The following is a 15558-nucleotide window of genomic DNA, read 5'->3' on the forward strand; positions in this document are numbered from 1 at the left end:
GTGTCAGTAGGTGCCGGCGCGCAGCCGCCCGGCGTGCCGGACGTGCGCGGACATCAGCGCACCCGCGCGCTCGGCGTCGCCGGCGCGGATGGCGTCGAGAATCCCGGCATGGTCATCGTCCAAAGCGGACACATTCGGCGCGGTGTCCCAGATCGTGACGCTGGTGGGAAAACGCGACCACAGGGTCGAGATGTGGTCGAGCAGCATGGGCGCGCCACCCTGGTAGATCGTGTAGTGCAGCGCCTTGTTGAGTTTGGACAGTTCCGCGGCGGGCGCATCGTCGGCCTGCGCGGTACGCAGCGCCTGGTGCGCCGCTTCGATGGCCTCCAGCCGTTCCGGCGTCATGCGCTCGACCGCGATCTCCGTCGCGAGGCCTTCCACGGCGGCCCGCAGCCGGTACAGGTCCGTCGCCGTTTCCGGATCGACGTCCTTGACCGTCGCGCCGCGATGCGGGGAGTAGGTGATGGTGCCGTCGGCCTCGAGGATCCGCAGCGCTTCGCGCACGGGCGTCACACTGACCCCGTACCGCTGCGCGATCTGGACCTGCCGCAGCGCCTGCCCCGGCCGGAGCGTGCCGTCCGCCACGTCCTGCTTCAGCCGCGACACGACGTAGTCGGTGCGGCTCAGCGGCGGGGCCGGAATGTTGTCGGCCATCTCCGGAACCACCCTCCCCTTCGCATTTTGTAGATTACAGACTACCGACGAACCGCCCCGCTCAGTCGGCGGCGCGCCTCATCGCTCTCGAAGCACAGCGCCTGCAATGCGGCGTCGGCGGTCCTGCGGTGATCGCCCGGTGCGGACATCGCCTCCTTCGCGTAGCGGGCCGCGGTCATCGACGCCTTGCCGAGCTCGCCCAGCAGCCGCTCCAGCGCGGCGTCGAGATCGTCGGAGACCTCGTCGACGAGACCGATCGCGAGCGCTTCGGCCGCGCCGATCCGCTTACCGGTCAGGATCAGGCGTTTCGCGGCGGAAGCGCCGACGATTCTGGGCAGCCGCACCAGCCCGCCCGCGGACGGGATGATGCCGAGCCGGACCTCGGGCAGGCCCCAGGTGGCCGACTCCGAGGACAACCGGAAGTCACAGGCGAGCGCCAGTTCGCAGCCGCCGCCAAGGGCGTGCCCGCCGACCAGCGCGATGCTGGGCCACGGGTACTCCTCGATCGCGGTGAACAGGCGGTGGTTGACCCGCTGGAGCGCCTCCCGCCGGGTGCGCCGGGCGAGTTCGGTCAGGTCGGCACCGGAGACGAAGGTGCCGGGCACCGCGCTGCGGATCACCAGCGGCCGCTCGGCATCGGCGAACTCGTCCAGCGCCCGCTGAATACCCGCGCTCATCTCCAGGTCGAGCGCGTTGAGCTTCGCCGGGCGATCGAGCCAGATCGTGGCGGCATGCCCGGACAACTCGGTGCGCACGGTCATCGCAGATCCCCCGAACCCGGCACGCGCTTGCCGTTCTCGTCGTAGCGGTACACGCCATGCCCGGTCTTGCGGCCGAGCCTGCCCGCCTGCACAAGGCTGACCAGCAGGGGATCGGGCCGGAAGCGGTCGCCAAGCGACTCGTGCAGGCCGCGCAGCACCGACAGCCGGGTGTCCAGACCCACCAGGTCGATCAGTTCGAACGGGCCCATCGGGTGGTTGAGGCCGTGCTTGAGCGCGGTGTCGATCTCCTCGGCGCCGGCGACTCCTTCGGAGAGCATGTGGAAGGCCTCGTTGCCGATGAGCACGTTGACCCGGCTGGTGACGAAACCCGGCCGGTCCGACACGCGGACCACGACCTTGCCCGCGGACTCGCACAGCTCACGCGCCAAGGTCTCGGTCGCGGGCGCGGTCTGCAGGCCGCACACCATCTCGACCAGGTCCATCCGGTGCACGGGGTTGAAGAAGTGCAGCCCGATGACCCGCTCCGGGCCGGGCACACCGGCGGCGATGGCGGTGATCGGCAGCGCCGAGGTGTTGCTCGCCAGCACGGTGTCCCGGCCGGTCACCGCCGCGACATCGGTCAGCATCCGGTGCTTGAGGTCCAGGTCCTCCGGTACGGCCTCGATGACCAGGCCCGCGCCGGTGAAGGCGCTCACCTCGCCCGCCGGTTCGATGCGTTCGAGCAGGTCGAGGCCGGGGCCGCCGCCCTTACGTGCCGCGCGTTCCAGGCCGGCGCGGATCGTGGCGTGCCCGCGCTCCGCGGTCGCCTGGTCGACGTCGCACAGGACCACCGCGTGCCCGGCCGCGGCGAAGACCTGCGCGATGCCGCGGCCCATGATCCCCGCGCCGAGCACGCCCACTGTGGAGCTCATTGCGTCCTCCAATCTTCGTTGACCAGATCATCGTATTGCATAGACGGCATTTTATAAATTGTGTACTGTCACCTCCCGGTGATCCCGCGAGGAAGCAGGAGGGAACCGCATGGGCGAGCCGGGCCGCGACTGGGTGGCGGCGCTGAGCATGGCAGGAGAGGCCGATCTGTCCGATCGTGAGCGCACGGCGCTCGCGGTCCTGATCGCCGACGCACTGGGCATAGCGGGTGCGGGCCGCACCGCACCCGGGGTGGCGGACGCGTTGTCCTGCTGGGAAAACGACCTGGGTACCGGAGCGGTCCGGCTGCCGTGGACGAGGGCGAGCCTGCCCGCGCCCGCCGCGGCCGCGGCACTGGCGGCGCTCATCCACGCCTGGGACTTCGATGACACCCACGATTCGGCGGTGGTGCACACGAGCTGTGTCGCACTGCCGTCGGCGCTGGCAGTGGCGCTGGCGCACGGCCGCTCCGGCGCCGACGCCGCCGCCGGGGTGGTTGCCGGGGTGCAGGTGCTCGCCCGCGTCGCCGCCGCGATCGGCGGGCAGCGCGGAATGATCCGCACCGCCGCGCTGGGCGCACTCGGCGCGGCCGCTGCGGCGGCCCGCACGCTGGGTCTGGACGAGGAACGTTTCACCAGCGCACTCGGGCTCGCGCTGCCCGCGACGGGTTCGGCGATGACCCGGCAGGTGGTCGCCGAGGGTTCACCGGCCAAACGGCTGCAGCCCTCGCTCGCCGTGCAGGCCGGGGTGTCGGCCGCGCTGCTGGCCAACCGCGGAGTGCGCGGTCCGATGAGCTGGCTCGACGGGGACTACGGGATCCTGGCGCTGCGCGAGGACGGCGACAGTGCCGCCGCGTTCGCCGGAATCCGGGCGCCCGGCTGGGAAATCGCTCAGCTTTCGCTCAAGCCCTATCCCGCCTGCCGCTACACTCACGCCGCGATCGACGCCGTGCTCGGCGCCCGCGCCGAGGGCCTGGACACCGCCGTCGTGCACGTGCCTGCCGGGCAGGCCTACGCGCTGGTGGCGCGGCCGTTCCAGTGGCGCGGGCAGCCGGTCGCCGACGTACAGTTCTCGATTCCCTGGCTGGTCGCCGCCGCGCTGCGCGAGGGCCGGGTCGACCTGAGCAGCCTGCGTGAGCCAGTGCTGACCGATCCGGAGATCGAGCGGCTCGCCGCGCGGATCCACGTCGAGCAGGACCTTCCCGCCCAGGTCGGCATGGCGCCCGCCGAAGTCGACCTGCGCTACGTCGACGGCACCACGATGCGCCGGCACGCGGAGATGCCGGGCTCACCGGCGCATCCGCTGACCATCGAGCAGGTCGAGGCCAAGATCGCCGCCTGCGTACCGGATCCCGCGGCGGTTTCGAAGCTCGCCACCGGACTCGCCGGGCTCGGCGCCGGCGAGCTTCGCGCCGCACTGTCCACGATCGACACACAGGAGAGTTGATGGATTTCTCGCTCACCCCCGAACAGCAAGCCCTGCGCGACTCGGTGACGACGCTGGCCCGGCGCGAGTTCGCCGGCCGCGCCTTCACCCGCGACAGCTTCGCCTGGGACAGCCTCAAAACCCTGGCCGACAACGGGTTCACCGGCCTGACCATCCCCGAGGCCGACGGCGGCCAGGGTGCCTCGCTACTGGAGGCGGTGCTGGTCATGCAGGCCGTGACGAAGGTCTGCCCGCACAGCGGCGACGCCGTGCAGGCCAGCAACTTCGGTGCCATCCGGCAGATCGCGAACTTCGGCACGCCCCGGGTCAAGCAGGAGGTGCTCGCCAAGCTGCTGCGCGGCGAGGGCCTGGTCAGCGCCGGCATGAGCGAACCCGAAGCCGGGTCGGCGCTGACGGACATGCGCACCACGGCCCGCTACGACGGCGATTCGGTCGTCCTCAATGGACAGAAGTGCTGGAACTCGCACGGCCCGGAGATCACCCATTCCGTGGTGTGGTGCCGGTTCGGCCCGAAGACCCGCGACATCGGCGCGGTCGTCGTCCCCGTCGACGCGCCCGGCTTCAGCCGCGGCAGGCCCGAGCGGTACATGTCCGGCGAAGCGCACTGCACGCTCAACTTCGACGAGTGCCGCGTGCCCCGCGACTACGTGCTGGCCGATTCCGGGGCGGTCAAGAAGATGCTGTCGATCTTCGGCGTGGAGCGGCTCGGCAACGCCTCCCGCGCGCTGGCCCTGGCCGAGACGGCGTTCGAGCGGGCGGTCGAGCATGTCAAGCAGCGCAAGCAGTTCGGCAGGCCGCTGATGGAGTTCCAGGGCCTGCAGTGGAAGTTCGCGGACATGCGGATCAAGCTCGACTCGGCGAAGATGCTGATCTACCGCGCGGTGGCGGGCGCCGAGGGCGAGACGCCGGACCCGGTCGAGGCCGCGATCGCCAAGGCACACACCAACGAGGTCGCCTTCGCCGTCGCCAACGACGCACTGCAGGCCTTCGGCGCGTCCGGCTACTCGACCGATCTGCCGATGGAGTACTTCGTGCGCCGCATCCGCGGCTGGATGATCGCGGGCGGCTCGGTGGAGATCCTGCGCAACACGATCGCGCAGGACGTCTTCGGCGAGCGGTTCAGCCAGCGCCGCCCGGTCGCGGAGGTGCGCTGATGCTGACCGCCGCGGTCACGGAGTTCGCCGCGCGGCTGCGCGAGGAGCCGCTGCCCCCGGAGGTGGTCGCGCACGTCAAGCGGCTGCTGCTGGACTACCTCGGCGGTGTCGTCGCCGCGTCCCGCTATCCGACCGCCAAGCTGGTCGCCGGATACGCGGCCGTGGCCCACGCGGGTGGCGACGCCACCGCGGTCGGCTTCGGGCCGCTGACGGCCGAGGGTGCGGCGCTGGTCAACGGCACCGCCGCGCACAGCCTGGAGGTCGACGACGGCTACACACCGGGCAGCGTGCATCCCAGCGCGGTGGCCTTTCCGGCGGTGATCGCGGCGGCCGAGCGGCACGGCGCCTCGCCGGAGCGGCTGCTCGCCGGAGCCGCGGTCGCGCTCGAACTGACCTGCCGCCTGGCCGCGTCCGGTCATCCGGCCACCTGGCGCAACGGGTTCCACAACACCCCGCTCGCGGGCGTCGTCGCGGGAGCCGCGGGAGTGTCGACCGTGCTGGGCCTGGACGCGAGGGTGACCGAGCACGCGCTGGGCATCGCCGCGTCGCACGCCGGCGGCCTGTTCGCCTTCCTCGGCCAGGACGCCGAGGTCAAACGCCTGCACGCGGGCAAGGCCGCACGGGACGCGGTCGCCAGCGCCGAGCTGGCGGCACGCGGGCTCACCGGCCCTGCCGGCGTCCTCGAAGGCACGAAGGGCTACTTCGAAGCGTTCGCACACGGCGACTACGACCCGGACGTGCTCACCGGTGGGCTCGGCACGCAGTGGGCGATGCTGCGCACCTACGTCAAGCCCTATCCGTGCTGCCGCCACCTGCATGGGCCGATCGACGCCGCGCTGCGCCTGCGGGAGCACGGCCTCGACGGGATCACGCGCATCACCGTCGGCACCTACACCGTCGCCTCCCACCACAACGCGTCCACAGTGGACAGCTTCCTCGCCGCGCAGATGAGCATCCCGTACGCCCTCGCGGTCGCGCTGCTGTGCGGCGAGGTCGGACTGGCCGAATTCGGCGATGAGACCCGCGCCCGGCCCGACGTGCGCGCGCTGGCCGCGAAGGTCGAGGTGAACGCCGACCCGGCGGCCGACGCCGTGTACCCGAAGGAGCGCCCGTCACTGGTCACGGTGTTCGCGGAAGGCCGGGAGCCGGCCGCCCTGCGCGTGGCCCAGCCGTACGGCGAACCGGACAACCCGGTCTCCGACGAGGCGCTCGAAGCGAAGTTCCGGCGGCTGTGCACGTCGGTGCTCGGCGAGGCCGGGGCCGGTGCGGCGATCGAGGCGATCCGTGAGCTGAAGGACCTGTCGTTCCTGCCCAGGCTGGGCATATGAAACCGTTGCGGGGACAGCGAATCGTCGAGGTAGCGACCTACGTCGCCGCCCCGTCGGGCGCGCTCGCGCTGGCCCGGCTCGGCGCCGACGTGGTGCGGGTCGACCCACTCGGCGGCGCCAGCGATCACCACCGCTGGCCGGTGGCGCCCAACGGCGGCAGCCTCTACTGGACCGGGCTCAACAAGGGCAAGCGCTCGGTCATCGTCGACCTGCGCTCGCCACGGGGGCAGGAACTCGTGACCGCCCTCGTCGCCGAACGCGGCACGCTGCTGGACAACACCGTCGGCTGGGACTGGCTCGCGCACGACCGGCTCACCGCGCGGCGGCCCGATCTCGTGCACGTCCGCGTGCAGGGCCGTCCCGACGGGGCCCCGGCGCTGGACTACACGGCCAACGCCGCGGCAGGCGTGCCGTCGGTGACCGGGCCGGCGGGGGAGGACGGGCCGGTGAACCACCAGCTTCCCGCGTGGGACCTGCTCACCGGCGCGCATGCCGCCAACGCCGTGCTGGCCGGGCTGCTGCACCGGGCCACGACCGGTGAGGGCGTTTACGCCGAGATCGCACTGTCCGATGTGGCCCTCGGCGCGGTCGCCGACCTTGGCTGGCTCGGTGAGGCACAGCTGAAGAACGTGGACCGGCCCAAACAGGGCAACCACATCTACGGCAGCTTCGGCACCGCGCTGCGCACGGCCGACGGCGAGTACGTGATGGTCGTCGCGATGACCGGCCGCCAGTGGCGGGCGCTGCGGGAGGCGACCGGCACGACCGAGGCGATGGCGCGGCTGGCCACCACTTCCGGGCTCGACCTCGACGTCGAGGAGAACCGGTACCGCCTGCGGGAGGAGATCGCCGCGGAACTGGCGCGCTGGTTCGCCGAACGTGACCTGGAGACGGTCGCGAAGACGTTCGACGGCACCCGCGTGCTGTGGCAGCCCTACCGGTCGCTGAGCGGTCTCGCCCGCGAACCCGGGGAGGCGCTGCTCGGCGAGATCGACCAGCCGGGTATCGGGCCGGTGCTCGCCGCCCGCGGTGCCGTGCGCTGGCCGGGCTCCACAGTGGAGGAGATCGTGCCCGCGCCGGTGCTCGGTGCCCACACCCACGAGGTGCTCGCGGGCGAACTCGGGCTGTCACACAAGGAAATCGGAGCACTCGTGGACGAAGGGGTCATCCAGCGATGACGGAACGAAACGCGCCGGCGGCGCTCATGTGGCCCGGGAGCGTCGCGCTCGTCGGCGCCTCCGACGATCCCGCCAAGACGAACTCGCGGCCGTTGCGGTACCTGCGTGCCGCGGGATTTCAGGGACGCGTCTACCCGGTGAACCCGCGCCGCGACACCGTGGGTGGGGAACGGTGCTGGCCGTCGCTGGCCGAGCTGCCCGAGGTGCCCGACCACGTGTACGTGATGACGAGCACGGAAGCGGCCATCGAGACGGTCGCGGAGTGCGGCAGGCTCGGCGTCCCAGTCGCGACCGTGCTCGCGAGTGGTTTCGGTGAGGAAGGCGAGGAAGGCCGGGAGCGGGAGGCGCGGCTGCGCGCCGCCGCGGGGTCCACCCGGATTCTGGGTCCGAGTAGCCTCGGCGCGATCAATCCGCGCAGCGGGATGCTGCTGACCGCCAACGCGGCCTTCGCCGAAGCCGACCTGGCACCGGGCCGGGTTTTCGTCGCGTCCCATTCGGGCAGCGTGATCGGCGCACTGGTCTCGCGCGGCAAGGAACGCGGAATCTCGTTCGCGGGACTGGTGTCCACCGGCGGCGAGGCGGATCTCAGCCTCGGCGAGATCTGCCTGTCCACCGTGGACGACGACGGGATCGGTTCCTACGCGCTGTTCATGGAATCGCTGCAGCACAGCGACCAGCTCGCCCGGTTCGCGAGCGCGGCCGCCGAGCGTGGCAAACCGGTCGTGGTGTACAAGCTCGGCCGTTCGGCGCAGGGCGCGCAGCTGTCGGTGTCGCACACCGGGGCGCTGGCCGGTTCCGACGAGGAGGCCGACGCGTTCTTCCGGGCCGCCGCGATCAGCCGGGTCGACAACCTGGAGGCGCTGATCGAGGCCCCCGCGCTGCTGGAACGCGTCGCACCGGGCAAGGGTGCCGCGGACTTCCGCGTCGGGGTGCTCACCACCACCGGCGGCGGTGCGGCGCTCATCGTCGACCAGCTCGGCCTGCGCGGGGTCCACGTCCGTGCCCCATCGGCACCGCTGCGGAAGCGGATCCAGGACCTGGGCGCGCCCATCACCGACAGCATCGTGATGGACCTGACCCTGGCCGGCGCCAAGCACGAGATCGTCAGCGGCACACTGGACGCGTTGCAGCGCAGCGGCGAGTTCGACGTGGTCGTGATGGTCGTCGGCTCCTCGGCGCGGTTCCATCCCGAACTCGCGGTGCGCGCCGTCATCGAGCGCGCGGACGGGCCGACCCCGCTCGCCGCGTTCGCGGTGCCCGACGCGCCGAAGGCACTGGCTGCGCTCGGGGAGGCCGGGGTCCCCGCGTTCCGCACCCCGGAGTCCATTGTGGAGGCCATCACCGCGGCTGCGACCCGCCCGGCGTCGGCGCGGATCGGTCCCGGCACCCGGCCGGGCACCGACGGCGAGCGGCGGGTGCTGGACGAGCTGGACTCCTACCGGCTGCTGGACAAGGTCGGCATCGCGGCACAGCCGGCGGTGGAGGTCGTGACGGCGGAGGCCGCGCAGGGCCGGGTGCCGGACGGGATCCGCTACCCGGTCGCCGTCAAGGTGCTGTCCGCGGCGATCGCGCACAAGACCGACGCCGGTGGCGTCGTGCTCGGCGTGGCCGGGGACGAGCAGCTGGTCGCGGCGGCCCGCGAGATCGAAGAACGGGTCGGGCCCGCCGCGGATCGCCTGCTGGTCACCGAGATGGCACCGTCCGGAGTGGACGCCCTGGTCGGCTACCGGGTCAGTCCCGAGGCCGGACCGTTGATCATGGTCGCGGCCGGCGGGGTCATGGCCGAGCTGTACCGCGATTCGAGTCTCCGGCTCGCGCCGGTCGACCTGGTCACCGCGCACGAGATGATCCGCGAGGTCAAGGGCCTGGCACCGGTCGTCGGCTACCGCGGCAGTCAGGGCGATGCCGACGCGCTCGCCAGGGCGATCGTCGCACTGTCCACTTTGGCCGAATCCGCGCCGTCGGTACTGGAGGCGGAGGTCAACCCACTGCGGGTCTATGGCCGGGGCGAGGGCGCGACCGCGCTCGACGCGCTGGTCTGCGTCACCGAAAACAACTGAAAAAGCCACACCCTGTCTCACCGTCGAGCGGAGGTTTGTTCCCATGTCCGATGTGCAGCGTGCTCCATCCGTCGTAGGACGTTATCTGGACCAGGCGCGCGTGCGCCGCCCGCATCTCAAGCAGCTCGCGCTGCTCGGAGGCGGCGGTTTCTTCGATGCCTTCGACATCTACCTGTCGGGTTCGGTTCTGGCGGCGATGCTCGCCGCGAAGTTCTCCACCGTGGGCGAGAACGCCACGTTCCTGTCCGCGACGTCGTTCGGCCTGCTGGTCGGGACCCTGATCGCCGGGTATCTCGGCGACCGGTTCGGCCGGCGGTCCACGTATCTGTACGCGCTGGCGCTCTACAGCGCGGCGACACTGGTCACCAGTTTCGCACCCAGCCACGGGCTGATCGTCGCACTGCGGGTGGCGACCGGGCTCGGCCTCGGCGCGGTCCTGATCACCGGATACGGCACCTGGAACGAGTTCGTGCCCAGCCGGCGGCGCGCGTCCTGGGCTGGCGTGCTCGCGATGATCGTGAACCTGGCGCTGCCCGCGTCCGCGATCGCCGGGCTGCTGGTGATTCCGTCGCTCGGGTGGCGCGCGATGTTCATCGTGTGCGGTGTGCCCGCGGTACTGATCTGGCTGCTGCAGATGAAGTTCCTCGACGAATCACCGCGCTGGCTCGAATCGCGCGGCCGCCACGAGGAGGCCTACCGGATCGCCCGGCGGTACAACCCGGACATGCCCGAACAGCCGGAGTCCTTCCCGGCCCCGGCGGGCAAGACCGAGCGGCCGGACTTTCGCGCCCTGTTCCGCAAACCGCTGGGCCGCATCACCGCCGCCTGCATCCTGATCGCGGTGTGCAACCAGATCGCGTTCTACACGTTCCAGTCGTGGGTGCCGACCTATCTCGTAGGGCAGGGCCTGTCGGTGCAGAAGAGCCTCGGTATCACAGTGCTGATGCAACTGGGCGCGGTGCCGGGCTGCCTGATCGGCGGGCTCGTCGGCGACCGGCTCGGCCGCAAGTGGGTCAACGCCGCCCTGTTCGTGCTGATGGGCGGGGTCGGCATGTGGTACGGCTACTCGTCCTCGACCGCTGAGCTGATCGTGGCCGGCATCATCTGGGTGTTCCTGGCGAGCTTCGCGATCTCGGTGCAGATCGCCAGCTACATTCCCGAACTGTTCCCGACCGAGCTTCGCCTGCAGGGCTCGTCGCTGGCCAACGCGTTCGCGCGGGGCAGCGTGATCGTCACGCCGTTCCTGGTCAGCTCCATCTACGGAAGCGTCGGCGTGCAGGGGGTGTTCCTGGGTGTGCTGGGCGTCTGCCTCGTCGGGGCGATCGCGGTGATCGTGCTGGCACCGGAGACGCGGCAGCGCAGCCTCGAGGATATCGCCGAGGGCACCGTCGGCCACGTAGCGGCGGAAGAGTTGGAAAGGAAGGCGTGAATGCCGCGGACTCTGGGTTTGACCGAGGTGCAGGCCGAGATCTTGTCCACCGTGCGTTCGTTTGTGGACAAGGAGATCATTCCGCATGCCCAGGAGTTGGAGCATTCCGACTCGTATCCGGCGCAGATCGTCGAGGGTATGAAGGAGATGGGCCTGTTCGGGATCACGATCCCGGAGGAGTATGGCGGTCTTGGTGAGTCGCTGCTGACGTATGCGCTGGTGGTGGAGGAGATCGCGCGCGGCTGGATGTCGGTGTCTGGTGTGATCAACACGCATTTCATCGTGGCGCACATGATTTCCCGGCATGGGACGCCGGAGCAGAAGCGGTACTACCTGCCCAGGATGGCGACCGGGGAGATCCGGGGTTCGTTCTCGATGTCGGAGCCCGATCTGGGTTCGGATGTGGCGGCGATCAAGACCCGCGCCAAGCGTGACGGTGACGACTACGTCATCGATGGCGCGAAGATGTGGTTGACCAACGGGGGCACGTCGAATCTGATCGCGTTACTGGTCAAGACCGATGAGGGTGCGGAGAAGGCGCATCAGAATCTGACGACGTTCCTGGTGGAGAAGCCCGAGGGTTATGGCGAGGTGCTGCCGGGGCTGACGATCCCGGGCAAGATCGACAAGATGGGGTACAAGGGCGTGGACACCACCGAGGCGGTGTTCGACGGGTTCCGTATCGGGGCGGACAAGGTGCTGGGTGCGGCCCCGGGGCGGGGGTTCGCGTTCATGATGGATGGTATCGAGGTCGGCCGGGTGAACGTGTCGGCGCGGGCGTGCGGGATCGCGATCCGGGCGTTCGAGTTGGCGATCGAGTACGCCCAGCAGCGTAAGACGTTCGGCAAGGCCATCGCGGAGCATCAGGCGATCGCGTTCAAGCTGGCGGAGATGGCCACCAAGGTCGAGGCGGCGCATTTGATGATGGTCAACGCGGCCCGGTTGAAGGACACCGGGGACCGTAACGACGTCGCGGCGGGGATGGCCAAGCTGATCGCCAGCGAGTACTGCGCCGAGGTCACCCAGGAGGCGTTCCGTATCCACGGCGGCTACGGCTACTCCAAGGAGTACGAGATCGAACGCCTGATGCGGGAGGCCCCGTTCCTGCTCATCGGCGAAGGCACCAGCGAAATCCAGAAAACGATCATCAGCCGCGGCCTGCTACGCGAGTACCGGTCGAAAGGGTGAGACGTCGTTGACTTTATGAACGAAACGTCCGGCCTCGCGGCGGGCGGTGTGATCATGGTCGCGCTGCCCGTCGATCGAGGAGGATCGGATGTCTGGACGTTTCCGCCGCGGGGCCGTCGCGCTCGCCGTGGCACTGGGTTTGCCGGTGCTGGTCACGGCACCGGCCGCCGCCGCGCCGGGGGTGATCGACCATCCGGTGCCGACGACGGGATGCGGGCGGGCGGCACCCGCCGCCGGCACGACGACGGTCGCGCACGTGAGTTCGGGCGGGGTGGACCGCGAGTACCGGATCCACGTCCCGGCGGGCTACCAGCCCGCACCGGGCCTACCCGCTGGTGCTGTCCTTCCACGGGCACGGGCGCACGGCCGAATACCAGGAACAGCTGTCCGAGTTCTCCGGTTCGGACGTGATCGCGGTGTATCCGCAGGGGCTGACCGGAACCGATGGCAAATCGGCGTGGACCGGGGCGCCCTACTCGGCCCCGGCGGACGACGTGCTGTTCACCAGCGACCTGCTCACATCGCTGCAAAGCCGGCTGTGCGTGGATCCGGCGCGGATCTACGCGGCCGGCAAGTCCAACGGCGGCGGTTTCGTCGGTGTGCTGGCCTGCCGGATGGCCGGGCGCATCGCGGCGTTCGCCCCGGTTTCCGGCGCCTTCTACCCGCAGGCCGGCGCCTGCCATCCCGCGGGCACGGTGGCGCTGCTGGACTTCCACGGTACCGCCGACACCACGATCCCCTACGACGGCAACCCGGCCAAGGGTCTACCGTCCATTCCGGACTGGCTGGCGGCCTGGGCCGAACGTGACCACTGCGCCGGCCGGCCGGTGTCGTACTCACCGGTGCGGGGCGTGGTGGTGCAGCGGTGGCCGGGCTGCGCGCTCGTGCACTACCGCGTGGAGGGCGCCGGGCACGTCTGGCCGAGCACGCGGCCGAACAACGATTCCGCCACCCCGACGGTGATCGACGCGACGCCGGTCATCCTGCAGTTCTTCCGCGCGCACCGGCTCTAGCGAGACTGTTCATGCGGCCGCTGTCGCCGGAACACTGATTCACCGGTTGCGCCACTGCGGCTTCCGGTTCCGCGCCAGGGCGTTCACGCCCTCGAACGCGTCGTCGGTGGTCATCAGGTCGTCCAGTGCGGGTGCTGACTCGGGATCCGGTTCGGTCATCAGGCGCAGTGAGATCCGGATCGCGGTGGGGGAGGCCTGGAGTAGGTCGTCGGCGAGTTGCCGGGCGGTCTCCAGCGCGCGGCCGGGCGCGGCGGTCCTGTTGACCAGCCCGTGCGCGTGGGCCTCGGCGGCGGAAAGGCGGCGGCCCGCCAGGAGTACCTCGTTGGCGAGGTTCGGCGGCAGGGTACGAGGCAGCCGGGCCAGTCCGCCCGTGGGGACGAGACCGGCGCGTACCTCCGGATACCCGAATCGCGCGGTTTCGGCCGCGACGAGGAAGTGGCAGGCCAGCGCGATGTCGAACCCGGCGCCCAGCGCGTCGCCCTCGACCGCGGCGATGACCGGCTTCGGCAGCTCGCCCCGGCTGGTCAGGCCCGCGTAGCCGGTCACCGGCAGCCAGTCCGGTCTGAACCCGGCGACCTGCCCCAGCTCGTGGCCCGCGGCGAACGCCCGCTCGCCCGCGCCGGTCACGATCGCCACCCACAGCCCCGGATCGGCGAAATAGGCGTCGAAGATCTCGTCGAGTTCGGCGTTGGCTTCCGGGCGCAGGCTTTCGTTCGCGCCCGGCCTCGTGATCGTGACGTCGAGCCGGTGCCCGTCGCGGTGCACGCGCACATGGTCGTACTCGGCGCGCAAAGCCGGGCGCTTCCGCACGAGCCGCTTGTGGCGCACGGCGACGCGGTTGCCCGAGCCGGAGGAGCGGACGTGGACCCGTTCGCCGACCGGCTCGCCCTCGGTGAGCAGGTCGAGCGTTTCGTCATCACCTCGTTCGGTGCGGGCGACGAACCGCCGGCCGTCGGCCTCCAGCCGCCCGATGACCAGACCCGTGCGTGTCCCGTCCGCACCGCGCGTGACGGTGTAGGTCTCGATGGTGGCCCAGCCGCCGGGATGGCGCGCCTGGTCCACGGCGGGCCACGAATCGATCTCGCGCTGGAGTTCGGCATCGGAGCCCGGACGCCACTCGACGGGCGTCGTGGAGTAGACCCCCGCGGAGTACTTGCTCAGGCAGCCACCGTTCGCGCCCACGAAACCGAACGCCCCGGGAGCGGCCCGCATCCGCCGCACCGTCTCGGCGATGGCGTGCATGGAGTAGTTGTTGCCGGGGCCGCCGAAGAACGGCAGCCCACCGGTCACCGTCAGCCCACGGGGATCGTCCGGGTCGAGGCCCAGGCCTTCGGAGACGATGAAAACGGGGCTGGGGAAGCAGCTGTACAGGTCGAACGTCGCCACGTCGGGCAGGCCGATGCCGGCGACCTTCAGTGCGTGCTCGGCAGCCATCACCGCGGCCGGGCCACGGCTGAGATCCTGGCGCTCCATCAGCCCGCGCTCGCGCAGGTCCGCGTGCCCGTGCAGGAAGACCCACTTCTGCTCGGGCACGCCGAGACGCCGCGCGAGCGCCACCGACATGATGAGCACACTCGCGCCCTGGTTGACCTTCTCCCTCGCCATGACGTAGCGGGTGTACGGGTCGACGACCAAGCGGTTGGTGGCGGTCGGGGTGACCAGTTCGGCCGCGGTGCGCTCGACCGGGGTGGCGGCGTACGGATTGGCCGCGGCGACCCTGGTGAACGGCGCGAACAGCTCGCCCATCGCCTGCGCGTACTCCTCGCGGGTCTGCTTGAGCCGCGCCCTCCTGGCGTTGTCGAACAACGCGTACTGCGCCGGCGGTTCGGCCAGCCCGTGCGCGACCAGCTGACGGGTCGACATGCCGTCGATCCCGTAGCCGCGATCCTCCAGGTCGCCCTCGACGTGTTCGGTGAAATCCGGTTCGTCCTCGGCACCGGCGAATTTCCGGGCGGTGGACATGGCCTCCGATCCGAACAGCAGCACGGCCTCGTGCCTGCCGTCGGCGATGGCCCCCGCGAACTCCGTGACGAGATGTTGCGGGCCCTGACCGCCCACGACCTCCAGGACGGCACGCGCCGGCGCCGCGCCGATCCGCCGGGCGACCGAGCGCGGGTAGTTGTCGGACCTGCCCAGCGGCGCCGTGGCGATCGGGCTGGAGATCTCGAACTGGCGGACGCCCGCCATGGTGTCGATCGCCGCGACGACGGCCTGCTCGCCGGCACCGGTGTCGCCGATCGCGGCACGCGCCGCCCGCGCGGCGATGTCCACCGCCGACAGCCGCTGGTATCCCGGCTCGTCGAGGCGTTCGGCGAACTGGCCCACCCCGACGATCACGGGTGTGCGCGGATCGAGACCGGTGTGGGGCATGGGTGTTCTCCGAGGTCAGCACGGTAACCGGGCGTCGTCAACGGTACCGCCCGCCTCCGGCGGCGCGGACTGGAACGAGTTCTAGATCACCCGGCGCCCTGCGCTGG

At 70.8% G+C, this 15558-nt stretch carries 12 protein-coding genes; 8 read left to right on the forward strand and 4 right to left on the reverse strand.

What is annotated here, in order from left to right; all coding sequences use genetic code 11:
- Nucleotides 1-3: 3 nt before the first annotated feature.
- The 3 genes from HFP15_RS02610 to HFP15_RS02620 are packed head-to-tail and all read right to left on the reverse strand — an operon-like array spanning nucleotide 4 to nucleotide 2287.
- The gene (locus tag HFP15_RS02610) at nucleotides 4-654 is read right to left on the reverse strand and encodes a GntR family transcriptional regulator (RefSeq protein WP_168510925.1); all 651 of its coding nucleotides are present in this window, start codon (nucleotides 652-654) and stop codon (nucleotides 4-6) included.
- 41 nt (nucleotides 655-695) lie between these two features.
- A complete protein-coding gene (locus HFP15_RS02615) occupies nucleotides 696-1415 on the reverse strand; it encodes an enoyl-CoA hydratase/isomerase family protein (RefSeq protein WP_168510927.1) in 720 nt (239 codons plus the stop codon).
- Nucleotides 1412-2287, reverse strand: coding sequence for a 3-hydroxyacyl-CoA dehydrogenase family protein (locus HFP15_RS02620; RefSeq protein WP_168510929.1), 876 nt, complete (start codon nucleotides 2285-2287; stop codon nucleotides 1412-1414). The genes HFP15_RS02615 and HFP15_RS02620 overlap by 4 nt, the downstream gene beginning before the upstream one ends.
- Before the next feature lie 109 nt (nucleotides 2288-2396).
- On the opposite strand from HFP15_RS02620, the gene HFP15_RS02625 reads away from it, so the two are divergent.
- From HFP15_RS02625 to HFP15_RS02660, 8 genes are all read left to right on the forward strand, one after another.
- Nucleotides 2397-3731, forward strand: coding sequence for an MmgE/PrpD family protein (locus HFP15_RS02625; protein WP_168510931.1), 1335 nt, complete (start codon nucleotides 2397-2399; stop codon nucleotides 3729-3731).
- Entirely contained in the window at nucleotides 3731-4885 is a 1155-nt protein-coding gene (locus HFP15_RS02630) for an acyl-CoA dehydrogenase family protein (RefSeq protein WP_168510933.1), read from the forward strand. The genes HFP15_RS02625 and HFP15_RS02630 overlap by 1 nt, the downstream gene beginning before the upstream one ends.
- Nucleotides 4885-6213 carry an MmgE/PrpD family protein gene (locus tag HFP15_RS02635; protein WP_168510935.1) on the forward strand — a complete coding sequence of 443 codons (1329 nt, stop codon included), beginning with the start codon at nucleotides 4885-4887 and terminating at the stop codon, nucleotides 6211-6213. The genes HFP15_RS02630 and HFP15_RS02635 overlap by 1 nt, the downstream gene beginning before the upstream one ends.
- On the forward strand, nucleotides 6210-7391 hold the full coding sequence (locus HFP15_RS02640) for a CoA transferase (protein WP_168510937.1): 1182 nt from the start codon (nucleotides 6210-6212) through the stop codon (nucleotides 7389-7391). Before HFP15_RS02635 ends, HFP15_RS02640 begins: the two co-directional genes overlap by 4 nt.
- Nucleotides 7388-9451, forward strand: coding sequence for an acetate--CoA ligase family protein (locus tag HFP15_RS02645; RefSeq protein WP_168510939.1), 2064 nt, complete (start codon nucleotides 7388-7390; stop codon nucleotides 9449-9451). The genes HFP15_RS02640 and HFP15_RS02645 overlap by 4 nt, the downstream gene beginning before the upstream one ends.
- A 43-nt stretch (nucleotides 9452-9494) precedes the next feature.
- Entirely contained in the window at nucleotides 9495-10880 is a 1386-nt protein-coding gene (locus HFP15_RS02650; protein WP_168510941.1) for an MFS transporter, read from the forward strand.
- Nucleotides 10881-12068 (forward strand): acyl-CoA dehydrogenase family protein, encoded by a 1188-nt coding sequence (locus HFP15_RS02655; protein WP_168510943.1) that lies wholly within the window; start codon nucleotides 10881-10883, stop codon nucleotides 12066-12068. It abuts the gene before it with no gap.
- A gap of 335 nt (nucleotides 12069-12403) precedes the next feature.
- Nucleotides 12404-13081, forward strand: a complete 678-nt coding sequence (locus HFP15_RS02660; protein WP_246271258.1) for a CE1 family esterase — start codon at nucleotides 12404-12406, stop codon at nucleotides 13079-13081.
- Nucleotides 13082-13120: 39 nt separating this feature from the next.
- Here HFP15_RS02660 and HFP15_RS02665 read toward each other — a convergent pair whose 3' ends face one another.
- Nucleotides 13121-15451 carry an acetyl-CoA acetyltransferase gene (locus tag HFP15_RS02665; RefSeq protein ID WP_168510945.1) on the reverse strand — a complete coding sequence of 777 codons (2331 nt, stop codon included), beginning with the start codon at nucleotides 15449-15451 and terminating at the stop codon, nucleotides 13121-13123.
- Nucleotides 15452-15558: the final 107 nt, after the last annotated feature.

The organism is Amycolatopsis acididurans (assembly GCF_012328925.1).
GTDB classification, from domain to species: Bacteria; Actinomycetota; Actinomycetes; order Mycobacteriales; family Pseudonocardiaceae; genus Amycolatopsis_E; species Amycolatopsis_E acididurans.

Excerpts from the sequence above, each read along its gene's own strand:
- HFP15_RS02610 (WP_168510925.1), bottom strand. The coding sequence starts at position 654 with ATGGCCGACAACATTCCGGCCCCGCCGCTGAGCCGCACCGACTACGTC.
- HFP15_RS02615 (WP_168510927.1), bottom strand. The coding sequence starts at position 1,415 with ATGACCGTGCGCACCGAGTTGTCCGGGCATGCCGCCACGATCTGGCTC.
- HFP15_RS02620 (WP_168510929.1), bottom strand. The coding sequence starts at position 2,287 with ATGAGCTCCACAGTGGGCGTGCTCGGCGCGGGGATCATGGGCCGCGGC.
- HFP15_RS02625 (WP_168510931.1), top strand. The coding sequence starts at position 2,397 with ATGGGCGAGCCGGGCCGCGACTGGGTGGCGGCGCTGAGCATGGCAGGA.
- HFP15_RS02630 (WP_168510933.1), top strand. The coding sequence starts at position 3,731 with ATGGATTTCTCGCTCACCCCCGAACAGCAAGCCCTGCGCGACTCGGTG.
- HFP15_RS02635 (WP_168510935.1), top strand. The coding sequence starts at position 4,885 with ATGCTGACCGCCGCGGTCACGGAGTTCGCCGCGCGGCTGCGCGAGGAG.
- HFP15_RS02640 (WP_168510937.1), top strand. The coding sequence starts at position 6,210 with ATGAAACCGTTGCGGGGACAGCGAATCGTCGAGGTAGCGACCTACGTC.
- HFP15_RS02645 (WP_168510939.1), top strand. The coding sequence starts at position 7,388 with ATGACGGAACGAAACGCGCCGGCGGCGCTCATGTGGCCCGGGAGCGTC.
- HFP15_RS02650 (WP_168510941.1), top strand. The coding sequence starts at position 9,495 with ATGTCCGATGTGCAGCGTGCTCCATCCGTCGTAGGACGTTATCTGGAC.
- HFP15_RS02655 (WP_168510943.1), top strand. The coding sequence starts at position 10,881 with ATGCCGCGGACTCTGGGTTTGACCGAGGTGCAGGCCGAGATCTTGTCC.
- HFP15_RS02665 (WP_168510945.1), bottom strand. The coding sequence starts at position 15,451 with ATGCCCCACACCGGTCTCGATCCGCGCACACCCGTGATCGTCGGGGTG.